The following is a 15,644-nucleotide window of genomic DNA, read 5'->3' as shown; positions in this document are numbered from 1 at the left end:
TGCGGTTCAGGCGGCGTCTTCTTTTCCCCTTCCCAGCAGTTCGAGCATCAACGCAACGCGCGCCTTGACCGGCGTCAGCGCGCCCGCATCGCGCAGCCGGTCGTCGGGCCGCGGCAGAATGCGGCCGCTCGCGCAACGCGTGGCGCGCAACACCGGGATACCAGCCTGTTCCGCGCGCACGGCAGCAGCCTCGAGCGTCTGGTGCAGTGTGCCATTGCCGGTGGCCGCCACGACCAGTCCGCGGACCGGCTCGGCGACGCCGCCGGCGCGCTCCTGGCACAGCAGGTCGATCAGCGCGCCGCTGGCGCCGGCATGGCTCATGACGATCTCGACCCGCGGCCACCCTGCCGCCGCGACCGCTCCCGCGACCGCGCGCAGCCCTACGCCAGCGCCGCCCGGCACGGCGCCGGGCCAGTCCCGCAGGCGCCGAACCACACCCTCTTCCACGTAGGCGACCGGGCCGGCGTCGCCCGATGCAAACGCATCAGGACGGTACGTGTGCACCTTCTGGACGTCGAGCGCACCATGCACCGTGCCGGCACAGACCACAGTCGTCCCTTTCGCGCCCGTCGCGCCGGCGACCGCGACGGCATCGCGCAGGTTCTGCGGGCCATCGGGCGAGAGGGAGCTTGCCGGGCGCATGGCGCAGGTCAACACGATCGGCTTGGCCGGCGCGAGCACCGAGTGGAGGAAGAAGGCCGTCTCCTCGATGGTGTCGGTGCCATGGGTGACCACCACGCCCGCCACGTCAGGCTCGGCGAGCCACACAGCGCAGCGCTCGGCGAGTTGCAGCCAGACGTCAAAGCCCATGTCCTTGCTGTCGAGCTGGGCAACCTGCTCGGCCACGAGCGCAAAGCCCGCGGGGGCACCGATGCCGCCAAGCAGATCGGCCACCACGACCTCGCCCGCGGTGTAACCGATGTTGTCGCCGTCATCGGCGGCGCGGCCTGCGATGGTGCCGCCCGTGCCCAACACCACGATACGCCGCACACCAGGACCTGATGAATTCACCATGCTTGCCAACTTTTAAAAACTGGTTAAAAATACAGTTACTGGATATCTAGCCAGTGCCGCAAGGAACCACTATGCAGTTTGCCGTGAAGCTTACCGCCCGCCAGCAACAGATCCTGGACTTGATCCAGAGCGCCATCGCACGCACTGGCGCGCCACCCACGCGCGCCGAGATCGCCAACGAACTCGGCTTCAAATCCGCGAACGCGGCCGAGGAGCATCTGCAGGCGCTGGCCCGCAAGGGCGTGATCGAACTCGTCAGCGGCACCTCGCGCGGCATCCGGCTCAAGGGCGACGCGCTGCGCTCGCTCAACGAGACCCGGCACCGCGAAGGCGGGCAGTTCTCGCTCTCGCTGCCCGGCATGGCGCAGCTCGCGCTGCCGCTCATCGGCCGCGTGGCCGCGGGCTCGCCGATCCTCGCGCAGGAGCACGTCGACCAGACCTACTACGTCGAAAACACCCTGTTCCAGCAGCAGCCCGACTACCTGCTCAAGGTGCGCGGCATGTCGATGCGCGACGCCGGCATCATGGACGGCGACCTGCTCGCGGTGCAAGCCACCAAGGAAGCCCGCAACGGCCAGATCGTGGTGGCCCGCCTCGGCGACGAAGTCACTGTCAAGCGCCTCAAGCGCAACAAGCAGGTGATCGAGCTGCACGCTGAAAACCCCGACTATCCGACCATCGTGGTCCAGCCCGGCGAGCCGTTCGAGATCGAGGGCCTTGCCGTGGGCCTGATCCGCAACACCATGCTGATGTAGCCGCCAAACCGGCTGCTGACAACCGAAACCATCCATCCAGCCGCAACAGGTGGCGGGCGTATGGCGCAACTGGCGCCATCACCCTGTTGCGTCCGGCGAAAGCAATCCTGCCTGTGTTCAACCTCAAACCTTCTTGGAGTTCACATGGGAATCGCCCTTCTCGCTATCGTTGACCTTTGGATGCCGCTGCAGTCGCTGGCCAGCCGGTTGCTGCCCGCGCGCAGTGCCCGCCACCGCGATGGCCGTGCTGCGTCCGCAGGCTTGCATGGCGGCCTCGTCGTTCGCCCTGCCTGCGCGGCCCGGCCCCATGCCCAGGCGGCACCCAAGGCCGCTGCCGCGCCTGCACGGCCGCTGCGCGTGATCCGCGTGGTCGATCACCAGGGCGAAAAACGCAGCACCAACCGGATGGTGATTTCGGGGCGTATGGCCGATGTCTGCGCCGAGCTCGACCGGCTCGCCGCGCTCGAGGCCATGGAAGCCGTGAGTGCCGCACCGCGGTCCGCGCACCTGCACTGAGCCCGTGCACGCCCCGGTGACTTTCCCCGGGGCCGGGTATCCAAACGTTCAGGCGCGCGCCGTGCCAGTGCTGCGAGGCACAATTGCACGCCATGAATATTGTGATCCTCGACGATTACCAGGACGCCGTGCGCAAGCTGCGCTGCGCCGCCAAGCTCGACGCCTACGCCGCCAAGGTCTACACCAACACCGTGAAAGGCATCGGCCAGCTCTCGGTGCGCCTGAAAGACGCCGACGTGATCGTGCTGATCCGGGAGCGCACCCACATCTCGCGGCAGCTGATCGAGAAGCTGCCCCGGCTCAAACTCATTTCCCAGACCGGCCGCGTCGGCGGCCACATCGACGTCGCGGCCTGCACCGAGCGCGGCGTGGCTGTGGCCGAGGGCAGCGGCTCGCCGCAGGCGCCCGCCGAACTCACCTGGGCGCTGATCATGGCGGCCATGCGCCGGCTGCCGCAGTACATCAGCAACCTCAAGCACGGCGCGTGGCAGCAGTCGGGTCTCAAGTCGGCGTCGATGCCGCCCAACTTCGGGCTCGGCTCGGTGCTCAAGGGCAAGACGCTCTGCATCTGGGGCTATGGTCGCATCGGCCAACTGGTGGCGCGCTACGGCCAGGCGTTCGGCATGCAGGTCGTGATCTGGGGCCGCGAGGCGAGCTGCGCCAAGGCGCGTTCCGACGGCTTCCAGGTGGCGCAGAACCGCCAGGAGTTCTTTGCCGCGGCCGACGTGCTGTCGGTGCACCTGCGGCTCAACGAAGAGACCGTGGGCCTCGTCACGCTCGAGGACCTCTCGCGCATGAAGCCGACAGCGCTCTTCGTCAACACCTCGCGGGCCGAACTGGTCGAGGCCGATGCGCTGCTCGCCGCCTTGAACCGCGGCCGGCCGGGCCTCGCGGCGATCGACGTGTTCGAGAGCGAACCGCCGTTGCAGGGCCACGCACTGCTGCGCCTCGAAAACTGCATCTGCACACCGCACATCGGCTATGTCGAGCAGGAAAGCTACGAGAGCTATTTCGGGCAGGCCTTCGACAACGTCGTGAGCTTCATCAAGGGCAACCCCACCAACATCGTGAATCCCGGCGCCCTGCAGGTCCGCCGGTGAGTCCGGAGACGGCTCCGTGAGCCGGTCGGCGTCCCGGGGTGCGCTCTGGGCGCTGCTGGCCGGCAACTTCGTGATTGGCACGGGCGTGATGGTGGTGCCCGGCACGCTCAACGAGATCAGCGCATCGCTCGCGGTCTCCGTCGCGACGGCAGGGCAGCTCATCACGGTCGCGGCCATCGTGATGTGCATCGGCGCGCCGCTGCTGGCGGCCGCGGTCGCGGGCTGGGACCGCCGCCAGCTGCTCGCGCTTTCGCTCCTCTGGTACGCGGCATGGCACGCCATTGCGGCCGCGATGCCCAGCTTCGGCGCCCTGCTGCCGGTGCGCATGCTCACGGTGATCGCGCCAGCGGTCTTCACGCCGCAAGCCGCCGCCTGTGCCGGCTTGCTGGTGGCACCGGAACAGCGCGGGCGTGCGGTGACCTTCGTCTTTCTCGGTTGGTCGCTGGCCTCGGTGCTGGGCCTCCCGATCGGTGCGCTGATCGGGGGGCACTTTGGATGGCGCATGGCTTTCGTGGCCATCGCGGTGCTGAGCGTCGCGAGCGCAGCCTGGGTCTGGCTGACGCTGCCGCAGGGGATCCATCCCGCAGCACTGTCCAAGGCCGCATGGTCGCGCGTGCTGCGCAGCCCGGTGCTGATGGGCATCGTCGCGGTCACGGCGCTGCAGGGTGCCGGCCAGTTCGTCCTGTCCAGCTACTTCGGCCCGGTCCTTAAGCAGGACTTCGGCGCAGACCCCACCACGTTGAGCCTGGTGTGGGGCCTGTTCGGCGTTTTCGGCGTGCTGGGCAACATGGTCGTGAGCCGCTTCATCGACCGCGTCGGTGCAGGCCGCATGGTGCTGTTGACGAGTTCGCTGATCGCGCTGAGTCTGTTCCTCTGGCCCTGGGCGCCCACCCTGCCCTGGCTGGCCGCGGTGATCGTGCCCTGGGGGCTCGGATGCTTCGCCACCAATTCGGCGCAGCAGGCTCGGCTGGTGAGCCTGGCGCCAGCGCTCGCGCCCGGCTCGGTGGCGCTGAACAGCTCGGGCATCTACACGGGCCAGGCCGTCGGTGCCGCGCTCGGCGGATGGCTGCTGGCCAACGACGCATCGGCATGGATGAACTGGGTCGGCCTTGCGCTGCTGCTGGTCGCCATCGGCGCGAGCGTGGCCATCGACCGCAGCGGCCGGGCGGCCTGACGCGCCTGCTGCGAGAAACCCGCAGCGCCCGTTCCGGCCATGGCGGCAAAATCGCAGTCTGCTCGAAACACCGCGGTCGGGGCAGCCGCCCGCCGGCCCGAATTTCTCAACCAGTGAAAATCCTTCTCCAATGACAGTCAACTACACCCGGATCGGCGTCGTCGGCGCCGGCGCAATGGGGCGGGGCATCGCCCAGATCGCCGCCCAGGCCGGCAGCGAGGTACTGCTGCTCGACAGTTTCGCGGGCGCCGCGGAGCGCGGGCGCGAAGCCCTTGCGGCCCAATGGAACAAGCTGCACGAGAAAGGCAGGATCGACGTGCCGACGCGCGACGCGCAGCTTGCGCGCGTCAAGGCGGTCGATTCGATCGCCGCCCTGGCCGGCTGCGACCTCGTGATCGAAGCGGTGGTCGAAGACCTCGAAGTCAAGCGCAAGCTGTTCCGCGAACTCGAGGCGATCGTCACGCCTGCGGCCACGCTCGCCACCAATACCTCGTCGCTCTCGGTCACGGCGATCGCCGCCGGGCTCGCGCATCCCGAGCGGATGGCGGGCTTCCATTTCTTCAACCCCGTGCCGCTGATGAAGGTGGTCGAGGTCGTGGCCGGCTTCCGCACATCACCCGACACCTGCAAGCGGCTGGCGGGCTACGCCGCACAGATGGGCCACAGCGCCGTGCAGGCACAGGACACGCCCGGCTTCATCGTCAACCACGCCGGCCGCGGCTACGGCACCGAGGCGCTGCGCATCGTCGGCGAAGGCGTGGCCGACTTCGCCACGGTCGACCGCATCCTCAAGGACCAGGCGGGCTTCCGCCTCGGCCCCTTTGAGCTGATGGACTTGACCGCGCTCGACGTGTCGCACCCGGTGATGGAGTCGATCTACCACCAGTACTACGAGGAGCCGCGCTTCCGGCCCAGCGTGATCACCGCGCAGCGCCTCGCGGCCGGCGTGCTCGGGCGCAAGACCGGCGAGGGCTTCTATCGCTACGCCGACGGGGCCCAGCAGCAGGACGCCGAACCACTGCCGCCGAGCGTGGGCACCTTGCCTTCGGTCTGGGTCTCGCCGCGTGCCGCACGCCGTGCCGAACTGCTGCGCCTGATCAACACGCTGGGCGCGCAGATCGACAGCGGCGCCACGGCGGCACCGGGCTCGCTGATCCTCGTGGCGCCGCTCGGCTTCGACGTGACCACGATCGCCGCCGTCGAGCGCCTGGACGCCACGCGCACCGTCGGCATCGACATGCTGGTCGACGACGCCGCCACGCGACGCCGCGTGCTGGCCACCAACCCGGCCACGCGGCGCGACATGCGCGATGCAGCGCATGCGCTCTTCGCGCGCGACGGCAAGGCCGTCAGCGTGATCCGCGACAGCGGCGGCTTCGTCACCCAACGGGTGGTCGGCACCATCGTGAACATCGCCGCCGACATGTGCCAGCAGCGCGTGTGTTCGCCGGCCGATCTCGAAACCGCGGTCCAGCTCGGCCTCGGCTACCCGCGCGGACCGCTCGCCATGGGCAACCTGCACGGGCCGACCAACATGCTCGAAGTGTTGTTCAACCTGCAGACCGTCTATGGCGACCCGCGCTACCGCCCGAGCCCGTGGCTGCGCCGCCGTGGTGCACTCGGCCTGAGCCTGCTGCACGAAGAAGAGTAAGAGTAGTCAGCCGCCGAACCGACCATCCTCCACGAAAGCACCGCCGCCATGCCCGCCGAACTGAAAAGCACCAGCGAGGGACGCACCATGGTGCTGACCATCGCCAACCCGACCCAGCGCAATGCACTGGCCCCCGAGATCTACGCCGCCGGCGTCGAGGCGCTCAACGGCGCGGAGAGCAGCGACGAGGTCCGCAGCGTGGTGCTCGTGGGCCAGGGCGCTTGGTTTTGCGCCGGCGGCTCGCTGCAGCGCCTGGCCGACAACCGCCAGCGCGATCCCTTGGTGCAGGCCGAAAGCGTCGAGGGCCTGCACAACTGGATCGACTCGATCCGCGCCTTTCCCAAGCCGATCATTGCGGCCGTCGAAGGTGCGGCGGCAGGTGCAGGCTTCTCGCTGGCGCTGGCCTGCGATTTCATCGTGGCCGCGCGCGATGCGGTCTTCGCATCGTCGTACAGCAACCTGGCGCTGTCTCCCGTGGCGGGCCTGAGCTGGGAGCTGGCGCAAGCCCTGCCGCGCCAGCTTGCCAGCGAATGGCTGATGTGCGGCGAACGCATCGCCGCGCCGCGGCTGCATGCGCTCGGCCTCGTCAACGAACTGAGCGAGAACGGCCAGGCGCTTGCCGGCGCGCTGGCGCTGGCGGCGCGGCTCAACGCGCACGCACCGAATGCGCTGGCGAGCATCAAGGAACTGCTCAGCGAGGCGCGGGGCGCCAGCTTCGCGTCGCAGCTCTCGCAGGAGCGCGACCACTTCGTGCGCAACCTCCATCATCCGAATGCCGGCATCGGCATTGCCGCCTTCCTCGAGAAGAAGCCTCCGCAGTACGGATAAGCGCGCCGTCGCTCCCGTGACACCTTCCAGCCTTTCAGTCGCCGACAGGACAGACCAATGGACGACCCCATTCTTACCATCGAAGAACGTGAAGCGATCAACAGTGGTCGCTGGTTTTCTTCTCTCTCACCATCGCTACGGCACGACATTCTTCGATGCGCTTTCGTCAAACGCTTCAAGGACGGCGACCTGATCGCTGCCCGCGGCGACCCGCCCGATCACTGGATCGCCTGTGCCAAGGGTGCCGTGCGCGTCAGCTCGACGGCGGTCTCGGGCAAGCAGGTGACGCTGACCTACGTCGAGCCGGGCATCTGGTTCGGCGACGTGGCGATGTTCGATGGGGACCGGCGCACGCACGACGCCTATGCGCATGGCGACAGCACGGTGCTGTGCGTGGCGCGCGCCGATTTCCAGAAGATCCTCGCGACCCACGTCGAGCTGTACGAGGCGCTGATGCGGCTGCAGGCGCGCCGCATCCGCACGCTGTTCGGGCTGGTGGAAGACCTCAACACCCTGCCCTTGCGCGCGCGGCTCGCGAAGCAGCTGATCCATCTGGTGCGCAGCTACGGCGTGCCGAACCTCGACGACGGCAGCCAGACGCGCATTGGCCTGCACCTGGCACAGGAAGAGCTCGCGCAGCTGCTCGGCGCCTCGCGCCAGCGCGTCAACCAGGAACTCAAGACCATGGAGCGCGAGGGCACGATCCGGATCGAGCCAGGCGGCCTCGTGGTGCTGGACCGCGCAGCCTTGATGCGCATCTCGGAAGCAGATCATTGACATGAGCCAGGATTTCTCCAGTTTCATCGGCACCCGCGCGGTCTCGGCGCAGCATGCCTTCGACGTCGAGGTCCTTGCGGCCTGGCTCGCAGTGCACCTCGAGGGCTTCGAGGGGCCGCTCACGGTCGAGATGTTCAAGGGTGGGCAATCCAACCCGACCTACAAGCTCGTCACGCCGAAGCGCAGCTACGTCATGCGCGCCAAGCCCGGTCCCGTCGCCAAGCTGCTGCCTTCGGCGCATGCGGTGGAGCGCGAATTCAAGGTCATGAGCGGCCTGGCCGGCACCGACGTGCCCGTGCCGCGCATGCACTGCCTGTGCGAAGACGAAGCCATCATCGGCCGCGCCTTCTACGTGATGGAATTCATGCAGGGCCGCGTGCTCTGGGACCAGTCGCTTCCCGGCATGGACAACGCCGGACGCGCGGCGATCTACGACGAGATGAACCGCGTGATCGCGGCGCTGCACACGGTGAAGTTCGCCGAGCGCGGACTCGCCGACTACGGCAAGCCCGGCAACTACTTCGAACGCCAGATCGGCCGCTGGAGCAAGCAGTACAAGGCTTCGGCAGACGGTGCCGGCGAACTCTCGCGGCCCATCGAGGCCATGGAGCGGCTCATCGACTGGCTGCCTGCGCACATGCCGGCGAGCGCGCGCGACGAAAGCAAGATCTCGATCGTCCATGGCGACTACCGCCTCGACAACGTGATGTTCCACCCCACCGAGCCGCGGATCATCGCGGTGCTCGACTGGGAGCTCTCGACGCTGGGCCATCCGCTGGCCGACTTCAGCTACCACTGCATGTCGTGGCACATGCCGCCCACCACCGGCCGCGGCATCGGCGGCGTGGACGTGGCCGCGCTCGGCATTCCCACCGAGAGCGAATACATCCGCCGCTACTGCGAGCGCACGCGCATCGGCACGCCCGAAGCGCTGGCGCCCGACTGGAACTTCTACCTGGCCTACAACCTGTTCCGCATGGCTGCGATCCTGCAAGGCATTGCCAAACGGGTCGAGGCCGGCACCGCATCGAGCGAGCAAGCCGTGGCATCGGCCCGCGGCGCTCGTCCCATGGCCGAAATGGCCTGGCAGTTTGCCCAAAAGGCCTAGCTGTCCCACATCACCCATCACCCAAGGAGACAGAGATGGACTTCGAATACTCGGCCAAAACCAAAGAACTGCAGAAACGCGTCAGCGCGTTCATGGACGACTACATCTTTCCGGCCGAAGCCGAGTACGCGGCCGAGCTGGCCGCGAACACGGCGGCCGGCAAGCGCTGGACGGCACTCAACACCGTTGAGAAGCTCAAGGACAAGGCCAAGGCCCAGGGCCTGTGGAACCTCTTCCTGCCGGTCGACAGCGCCGCAGCCTCGGGCTACGAAGGCGCGGGGCTCACGAACCAGGAATACGCGCCGCTGGCCGAGCTGATGGGCCGCGTGCAATGGGCATCGGAAGTCTTCAACTGCTCGGCGCCCGACACCGGCAACATGGAGACGATCGCCCGCTACGGCTCCGACGCCATCAAGGCGCGTTGGCTCAAGCCGCTGCTCGAGGGCCAGATCCGCTCGGCCTTCGCGATGACCGAGCCCGAAGTCGCTTCCAGCGACGCCACCAACATCTCGACGCGCATCGAGCGACAGGGCAACGAGTACGTGATCAACGGCCACAAGTGGTGGATCTCGGGCGCGGCCGATCCGCGCTGCGCGGTCTTCATCACCATGGGCAAGAGCGATCCCGACGCGCCGCGGCATTCGCAGCAGAGCATGGTCATCGTGCCGGCCGACACGAAGGGCATCCGCATCGTGCGTCCGCTCAACGTGATGGGCTATGACGACGCACCGCACGGCCACGTCGAGATGTACTTCGAGAACGTGCGAGTGCCCGTCGACAACATCCTGCTGGGCGAAGGCCGCGGCTTCGAGATCGCACAGGGACGCCTCGGCCCCGGACGCATCCACCACTGCATGCGCCTGATCGGCCTGGCCGAACGCGCGCTCGAGCTGATGTGCAAGCGCGCCTCCTCACGCGTGGCCTTCGGCAAGACCGTCGCCTCGCAGACCGTGACGCAGGAGCGCATCGCCGAAGCACGCTGCAAGATCGACATGGCTCGCCTGCTGACGCTGAAGGCCGCCTGGCTCATGGACGTGGCCGGCAACAAGGTCGCGAAGAACGAGATCGCGATGATCAAGGTGGTGGCGCCGAGCATGGCCTGCCAGGTGATCGACTGGGCCATGCAGGTGCACGGCGGCGGCGGCATGTGCGACGACTTCCCGCTCGCCTACGCCTATGCCGGCGCACGCACGCTGCGCTTTGCCGACGGTCCCGACGAAGTGCACCGCAATGCGATCGCGAAGTGGGAACTGGGCAAGTACTCGGCAGCCAAGACCGAAGCCGAGGCGCCCGTCACGCGCTTCTGATCTTCTGCTTCTGCATGCCACCCGCTCCTTCCGGGAGCGGGTGGCCGAGGGCCGACGGCGATCCATTCGCCCCGGCCCTTTTCTTTGTTCAGAGTTTCTTCTGCAGGAAGACCGCTTGGCCGAACGCCGGGTCGAGCTGATAGCCGGCGAACTCCTCGCGCGCGTACGCGCGCAGAGCCGGCGCATTGCCCGACAGCACTTCGAGCGTGAGCTTGCAGGCGCCGCGCTTGCGCGCCTCATCCTCGACCCTCGCGAACATCTGCTGCGCGACGCGCCGGCCGCGGTGGCTCGCCAGCACGACCACGTCATGCACATTGACCAGCGGCCGGCACGCGAAGGTCGAGAAACCTTCGATGCAGTTGACGAGCCCGACCGGCGTGGCGCCGTCGAAGGCCAGCACGCTGAAAGCCTGTGGGCGCGCAGCCAGGGCGGCCGGCAAGCCCTGCTTCACCTCTTCTGTCAGCGGCGTGCCGCCACCTGCCGCATCGCGTGCATAGGCATCCAGCAAGTCGACCAGCGCGCTGGCGTGCGCGCTCGTGCGGTAGTCCGCCAGAAGAATCTCGATCACACGGGCTCCAGCCGCCGCGGTTCGCCCGCCGGCAGTTCGATGCGGATGGCGTCTGCGGCTCGTACCTCTCCGCCCGAGACGACGATGGACATCACGCCGGCCTTGCGCACCAGCGTGCCGTCTGCGTCGCGCGCCAGCGTGGCCGCCATCAGACCTTTCTGAAAGCGGTCGATCTGGCTGCAGGGATTGCGCAGGCCGGTGAGTTCGACGATCGCTTCGGCGCCGAGGCGCAAGCGCGTGCCCGTGGGCAGTGCCAGCAGATCGATGCCACGTGTCGTGATGTTCTCGCCCAGGTCGCCGGGGAACACCGCGAAGCCCGCGTCGACCAACTCGTCGAAGAGTTCGGCATGCAGCAAATGCACCTGGCGAAGGTTGGGCGCACTGGCGTCGCGCGCGACGCGCGAGCGATGCTGCACGGTGCGGCCCGCGTGGGTGTCGCCCCCCACGCCGAGGCCGGCGAGCAGCCGCACCGACGGTTCGGCGAATTTCGAGAAGCCGTGCACGTCGCTGGCGTGCACCGCCAGCACCTGTGGCGTCGCTGGCGCACTCAAGCCGCCGGCTCCAGCGTGGCGGCGAGCTGTTTCGCGCACGATTCGGCCTGCTTCGCATCGCGCGCCTCGACCATCACACGCACCAGCGGTTCAGTGCCGCTCGCGCGGATCAGCACACGGCCGCTGTCGCCGAGCTCGGCTTCGATGCGCACGGTCTCGCTGCGCAAGGCCGCGTTGTTCGTCCAGTCCTGCCCCGGCGCCAAGCGGACGTTGATCAGCGTCTGCGGGAACAGCGTGACGCCCTCAAGCAACTGGGCCACCGTTTTGCCGCTGCGCACGCAGGCCTGCAATACCTGCAGCGCGCTCACGATGCCGTCGCCCGTGGTGTGGCGGTCGAGCGCCAGCAGATGGCCCGAGCCCTCGCCACCGAGCAGCCAGCCGCGCTGCTCGAGTTCCTCGAGCACATAGCGGTCGCCCACCTTGGCACGCACGAACTCGACGCCCTGCCCGCGCAGCGCGACTTCAACGGCCTTGTTGGTCATGAGGGTGCCCACCACGCCCACCGGCTTGTCGCCGCGTGCAATGCGCTCGGCAACCATGAGGTAGAGCAGTTCGTCGCCGTTGAACAGGCGCCCGCTTGCATCGACGAGTTGCAGCCGGTCGGCGTCGCCGTCGAGCGCGATGCCGTAGTCGGCCTGCTGCGCCGTCACCGCCGCCACGAGCGCGGCGGGATGCGTCGCACCCACACCTTCGTTGATGTTGAGGCCATCGGGCGCGCAGCCGATGCTCGCGACCTCGGCGCCGAGTTCGTGGAACACGTTCGGCGCCACCTGGTAGGCCGCGCCATGCGCGGCATCGACCACGAGCTTCATGCCGCGCAGCGTGAGGTCGCTCGCGAAGGTGCTCTTGCAGAACTCGATGTAGCGCCCGGCCGCATCGTCGAGGCGGCGCGCCTTGCCGAGATCGGCGGAAGTGACCCATGTCGGTGCTTCCTCGAGCGCCGCTTCCACGGCCAGTTCCCACGCGTCGTCGAGCTTGGTGCCCTGCGCGCTGAAGAACTTGATGCCGTTGTCGGGAAACGCGTTGTGGCTCGCGCTGATCACCACGCCGAGGCTCGCGCGCTGCGTACGCGTGAGGTAGGCGACGCCGGGCGTGGGAAGCGGCCCGAGCAGCACCACGTCGACGCCCGCCGAGTTGAAGCCCGATTCGAGCGCGGATTCGAGCATGTAGCCCGAGATGCGCGTGTCCTTGCCGATCAGCACCGTGGGGCGCGCCTCGGTCTTCTTGAGCACGCGGCCCACGGCATGTGCGAGGCGCAGCACGAAATCGGGCGTGATGGGCGATTGGCCGACCGTGCCGCGGATGCCGTCGGTGCCGAAATATTTGCGGGTCATGGAACGCTTCTTGTTGTGGAATTTGTTGATCGAAGACTACCTAACTAGCGGGGCCGGTGTTTCGGCCTTCATGGCGCGCCACACGGCGAGCGCCGTCACGGTATCGCGCACGTCGTGCACGCGCACGACGGCGGCACCGCGGTCGACCGCGAGCACGGCCGCCGCCACGCTCGGCACAAGGCGCTCGGCCGCGACAGGAATGCCGCTGACGGAGCCGATCGACGACTTGCGCGACCAGCCTAGCAGCAGCGGATGCCCCGCTGCCTGGAGTTCGCGCTGCCGCGCCAGCAACGAGAAGTTCTGGGCCACGGTCTTGCCGAAGCCGATGCCCGGGTCGAGCGTGATGCGCGCAGGCGCGATACCGAGCACCCGCAGCAACGCCAGCTGCGCCCGCCAGAACGACAGCACCTCGGGAACGACGTCGCCCTGCATGGGCGCGGCCTGCATCGTCTGCGGATCGCGGTGCATGTGCATCAGGCAGATGCCGCACGAAGGATGCGCAGCGACCGCTTCGCGCGCACCGGGCTGCCGCAGCGCCCACACGTCGTTGACGATGTCGGCGCCCAGGTCGAGCACGGCGCGCATGACCTCGGGCTTGTAGGTGTCGACGGAAAGCGGCACCTGGAGCCGCACGGCCTCGCGCACGACTGGCAGCACCCGCGCCAGTTCGGCCTCGAGCGGCACGGCCGGGCTGCCGGGACGGGTGGATTCGCCGCCGATGTCGAGGATGTCGGCCCCTTCCTTCAGCAGCTGCTCGCAATGCCGCAGCGCGGCTTCGGTGGAGGCGTGGGCGCCACCGTCGGAAAAGGAATCAGGCGTGACGTTGACGATGCCCATCACGCGCGGCTGCGCGAGATCGATCGAGAAGCGGCTGGTCTGCCAGGCCGTCGGCGCCATCGGGGTTGTCATGCGGCGCCTTCTTCATCCGGATCATCGAAAACGGGGCCCACGGCCCCGTTGCTGTCGGATTCCGGAGGCACCTCAGGCGGCGCTCGGCGCGGGATCCGGGTTGACCGCTGGCGTTCCGCCGCTGCCGTCGCTGCCCGAGGGCGGAACGCGTGGCGTCCAGTCCTTGGGCGGGCGCGGTGCGCGGCCGGCCATGATGTCGTCGAGCTGCTCGGTGTCGATGGTTTCCCACTCGAGCAGCGCCTTGGCCATGGCGTGCATCTTGTCGCTGTTCTCTTCGATGAGGCCGCGCGCCAGGGCGTACTGCTCGTCGATGATGCGACGCACTTCGCCGTCGACCTTTTCCATGGTCTGCTCGCTCATGTTGGTGGTCTTGGTCACCGAGCGGCCGAGGAACACTTCGCCTTCGTTCTCGGCGTAGACCATCGGGCCCAACGCGTCGGACATGCCGTAGCGCGTGACCATGTCGCGGGCGATGGAGGTCGCGCGCTCGAAGTCGTTGCTGGCGCCCGTGGTCATCTGGTGCATGAACACTTCTTCGGCGATGCGGCCGCCGAACAGCATGCTGATCTGGTTCAGCATGTATTCGCGGTCGTAGCTGTAGCGGTCTTGCGCCGGCAGGCTCATGGTCACGCCGAGCGCCCGGCCGCGCGGAATGATGGTGACCTTGTGCACCGGATCGCACTTGGGCAGCAGCTTGCCGATGAGCGCGTGGCCCGACTCGTGGTAGGCCGTATTGCGGCGCTCTTCCTCGGGCATGACCATGCTCTTGCGCTCGGGGCCCATGAAGATCTTGTCCTTGGCCTTCTCGAAGTCCTGCATCTCGACGACGCGCGCATTGCGGCGCGCAGCCATGAGCGCCGCTTCGTTGCAGAGGTTGGCCAGGTCGGCGCCCGACATGCCCGGCGTGCCGCGCGCGATCACGCTCGGGTTCACGTCCTGACCCAGCGGCACCTTGCGCATGTGCACGCCGAGGATCTGCTCGCGGCCGCGGATGTCGGGCAGCGTAACGTACACCTGGCGGTCGAAGCGGCCGGGGCGCAGCAGTGCGGCGTCCAGGATGTCGGGGCGGTTGGTGGCCGCGACCACGATCACGCCGAGGTTGGTCTCGAAACCGTCCATCTCGACCAGCATCTGGTTCAGCGTCTGCTCGCGCTCGTCGTTGCCGCCACCGAGGCCGGCGCCGCGCTGGCGGCCCACTGCATCGATTTCGTCGATGAAGATGATGCAGGGTGCGTTCTTCTTGGCGTTCTCGAACATGTCGCGCACGCGGGCCGCGCCGACGCCGACGAACATCTCGACGAAGTCGGAACCCGAGATCGAGAAGAACGGCACCTTGGCTTCGCCAGCGATCGACTTGGCCAGCAGGGTCTTGCCGGTGCCCGGGGGGCCGACCAGCAGCAAGCCACGCGGAATGCGACCGCCGAGCTTCTGGAAGCGCTGCGGGTCCTTCAGGAAGTCGACGACCTCACGGACCTCTTCCTTGGCCTCGTCGCAGCCTGCGACATCGGCGAAGGTGACCGTGTTGTTGTTCTCGTCCATCATGCGGGCCTTGCTCTTGCCGAAGCTGAATGCCCCGCCCTTGCCGCCGCCCTGCATCTGCCGCATGAAGTAGATCCAGACGCCGATCAAGAGCAGCATCGGGCCCCAGCTCACGAGCAGCGTCATGAGCAGCGACCCTTCTTCGCGCGGCTTGACGTCGAACTTGACGTTGTGGTCGATCAGGTCGCCGACCAGGCCGCGGTCGAGGACCGTAGCGACGGTGCGGATCTTGCGGTCGTCGTTGGTGACGGCGACGATTTCGCCGCCGCTCGCGCCCTCAGGGATAACGGCGCTCTTGATCTGATTGTTCCGGACCTGGTCCAGGAACTCCGAATAGCTCACCATTCCCGAGCCGACGCCGCCACGGGTGTCGAACTGCTTGAACACAGTGAACAACACCATGGCAATGACGAGCCAGACGGCAACTTTGGAAAACCACTGATTGTTCAAACGAAGCTCCAGTCAAAAGCGCGTGACAAGATTGTGAAAGGACGCGCTACGGATACGCAATTG

15 protein-coding genes are annotated in these 15,644 nt (G+C 67.8%); 9 read left to right on the top strand and 6 right to left on the bottom strand.

The window, feature by feature from the left end; genetic code table 11:
• Nucleotides 1-6: 6 nt before the first annotated feature.
• Nucleotides 7-1,014, bottom strand: coding sequence for an asparaginase (locus tag AC3A6R_RS11240; protein WP_487859282.1), 1,008 nt, complete (start codon nt 1,012-1,014; stop codon nt 7-9).
• Nucleotides 1,015-1,085: 71 nt separating this feature from the next.
• Here AC3A6R_RS11240 and lexA point away from each other — a divergent pair, with 71 nt between their 5' ends.
• From lexA to AC3A6R_RS11195, 9 genes are all read left to right on the top strand, one after another.
• A complete protein-coding gene (gene lexA / locus AC3A6R_RS11235; protein WP_487859283.1) occupies nt 1,086-1,769 on the top strand; it encodes a transcriptional repressor LexA in 684 nt (227 codons plus the stop codon).
• A gap of 144 nt (nt 1,770-1,913) precedes the next feature.
• Entirely contained in the window at nt 1,914-2,285 is a 372-nt protein-coding gene (locus AC3A6R_RS11230) for a hypothetical protein (protein ID WP_487859284.1), read from the top strand.
• A gap of 92 nt (nt 2,286-2,377) precedes the next feature.
• Nucleotides 2,378-3,385 carry a D-2-hydroxyacid dehydrogenase family protein gene (locus AC3A6R_RS11225; protein ID WP_487859285.1) on the top strand — a complete coding sequence of 336 codons (1,008 nt, stop codon included), beginning with the start codon at nt 2,378-2,380 and terminating at the stop codon, nt 3,383-3,385.
• A 16-nt stretch (nt 3,386-3,401) separates the two neighbouring features.
• Nucleotides 3,402-4,559: an MFS transporter gene (locus tag AC3A6R_RS11220; protein WP_487859286.1), complete on the top strand. Its 1,158-nt coding sequence runs from the start codon at nt 3,402-3,404 to the stop codon at nt 4,557-4,559.
• A 130-nt stretch (nt 4,560-4,689) separates the two neighbouring features.
• Nucleotides 4,690-6,210 carry a 3-hydroxyacyl-CoA dehydrogenase gene (locus AC3A6R_RS11215; RefSeq protein WP_487859287.1) on the top strand — a complete coding sequence of 507 codons (1,521 nt, stop codon included), beginning with the start codon at nt 4,690-4,692 and terminating at the stop codon, nt 6,208-6,210.
• A gap of 48 nt (nt 6,211-6,258) precedes the next feature.
• Nucleotides 6,259-7,038: an oxepin-CoA hydrolase, alternative type gene (locus AC3A6R_RS11210; protein WP_487859288.1), complete on the top strand. Its 780-nt coding sequence runs from the start codon at nt 6,259-6,261 to the stop codon at nt 7,036-7,038.
• A gap of 57 nt (nt 7,039-7,095) precedes the next feature.
• Nucleotides 7,096-7,815, top strand: a complete 720-nt coding sequence (locus AC3A6R_RS11205) for a Crp/Fnr family transcriptional regulator (protein WP_487859289.1) — start codon at nt 7,096-7,098, stop codon at nt 7,813-7,815.
• A gap of 1 nt (nt 7,816) precedes the next feature.
• On the top strand, nt 7,817-8,923 hold the full coding sequence (locus AC3A6R_RS11200; RefSeq protein ID WP_487859290.1) for a phosphotransferase: 1,107 nt from the start codon (nt 7,817-7,819) through the stop codon (nt 8,921-8,923).
• A gap of 35 nt (nt 8,924-8,958) precedes the next feature.
• Nucleotides 8,959-10,230 (top strand): acyl-CoA dehydrogenase family protein, encoded by a 1,272-nt coding sequence (locus AC3A6R_RS11195; protein ID WP_487859291.1) that lies wholly within the window; start codon nt 8,959-8,961, stop codon nt 10,228-10,230.
• Between the two features lie 88 nt (nt 10,231-10,318).
• On the opposite strand, the gene AC3A6R_RS11190 is transcribed toward AC3A6R_RS11195, so the two are convergent.
• The 5 genes from AC3A6R_RS11190 to ftsH all read right to left on the bottom strand — a co-directional run bounded on the left by AC3A6R_RS11190 (nt 10,319) and on the right by ftsH (nt 15,581).
• The gene (locus AC3A6R_RS11190; RefSeq protein ID WP_487859292.1) at nt 10,319-10,798 is read right to left on the bottom strand and encodes a GNAT family N-acetyltransferase; all 480 of its coding nucleotides are present in this window, start codon (nt 10,796-10,798) and stop codon (nt 10,319-10,321) included.
• Nucleotides 10,795-11,349: an MOSC domain-containing protein gene (locus tag AC3A6R_RS11185; RefSeq protein WP_487859293.1), complete on the bottom strand. Its 555-nt coding sequence runs from the start codon at nt 11,347-11,349 to the stop codon at nt 10,795-10,797. Before AC3A6R_RS11185 ends, AC3A6R_RS11190 begins: the two co-directional genes overlap by 4 nt.
• Nucleotides 11,346-12,683, bottom strand: a complete 1,338-nt coding sequence (gene glmM, locus AC3A6R_RS11180) for a phosphoglucosamine mutase (RefSeq protein ID WP_487859294.1) — start codon at nt 12,681-12,683, stop codon at nt 11,346-11,348. The genes AC3A6R_RS11185 and glmM overlap by 4 nt, the downstream gene beginning before the upstream one ends.
• Before the next feature lie 36 nt (nt 12,684-12,719).
• Nucleotides 12,720-13,592, bottom strand: a complete 873-nt coding sequence (gene folP, locus AC3A6R_RS11175) for a dihydropteroate synthase (protein ID WP_487859295.1) — start codon at nt 13,590-13,592, stop codon at nt 12,720-12,722.
• A gap of 72 nt (nt 13,593-13,664) precedes the next feature.
• A complete protein-coding gene (ftsH, locus tag AC3A6R_RS11170) occupies nt 13,665-15,581 on the bottom strand; it encodes an ATP-dependent zinc metalloprotease FtsH (protein ID WP_487859296.1) in 1,917 nt (638 codons plus the stop codon).
• Nucleotides 15,582-15,644 lie beyond the last annotated feature (63 nt).

Source organism: Variovorax sp. Soil_C_19 (assembly GCF_057657255.1).
The sequence above is the reverse complement of the archived record's forward strand: the minus strand, read 5'-3'. Positions and strand labels throughout refer to the sequence as shown.

What these genes read in the sequence shown, in the direction of transcription:
- glmM (WP_487859294.1), bottom strand. Translation starts at nt 12,683, where the DNA reads ATGACCCGCAAATATTTCGGCACCGACGGCATCCGCGGCACGGTCGGC.
- AC3A6R_RS11225 (WP_487859285.1), top strand. Translation starts at nt 2,378, where the DNA reads ATGAATATTGTGATCCTCGACGATTACCAGGACGCCGTGCGCAAGCTG.
- AC3A6R_RS11205 (WP_487859289.1), top strand. Translation starts at nt 7,096, where the DNA reads ATGGACGACCCCATTCTTACCATCGAAGAACGTGAAGCGATCAACAGT.
- AC3A6R_RS11200 (WP_487859290.1), top strand. Translation starts at nt 7,817, where the DNA reads ATGAGCCAGGATTTCTCCAGTTTCATCGGCACCCGCGCGGTCTCGGCG.
- folP (WP_487859295.1), bottom strand. Translation starts at nt 13,592, where the DNA reads ATGACAACCCCGATGGCGCCGACGGCCTGGCAGACCAGCCGCTTCTCG.
- AC3A6R_RS11195 (WP_487859291.1), top strand. Translation starts at nt 8,959, where the DNA reads ATGGACTTCGAATACTCGGCCAAAACCAAAGAACTGCAGAAACGCGTC.
- AC3A6R_RS11230 (WP_487859284.1), top strand. Translation starts at nt 1,914, where the DNA reads ATGGGAATCGCCCTTCTCGCTATCGTTGACCTTTGGATGCCGCTGCAG.
- lexA (WP_487859283.1), top strand. Translation starts at nt 1,086, where the DNA reads ATGCAGTTTGCCGTGAAGCTTACCGCCCGCCAGCAACAGATCCTGGAC.
- AC3A6R_RS11215 (WP_487859287.1), top strand. Translation starts at nt 4,690, where the DNA reads ATGACAGTCAACTACACCCGGATCGGCGTCGTCGGCGCCGGCGCAATG.
- AC3A6R_RS11240 (WP_487859282.1), bottom strand. Translation starts at nt 1,014, where the DNA reads ATGGTGAATTCATCAGGTCCTGGTGTGCGGCGTATCGTGGTGTTGGGC.
- AC3A6R_RS11210 (WP_487859288.1), top strand. Translation starts at nt 6,259, where the DNA reads ATGCCCGCCGAACTGAAAAGCACCAGCGAGGGACGCACCATGGTGCTG.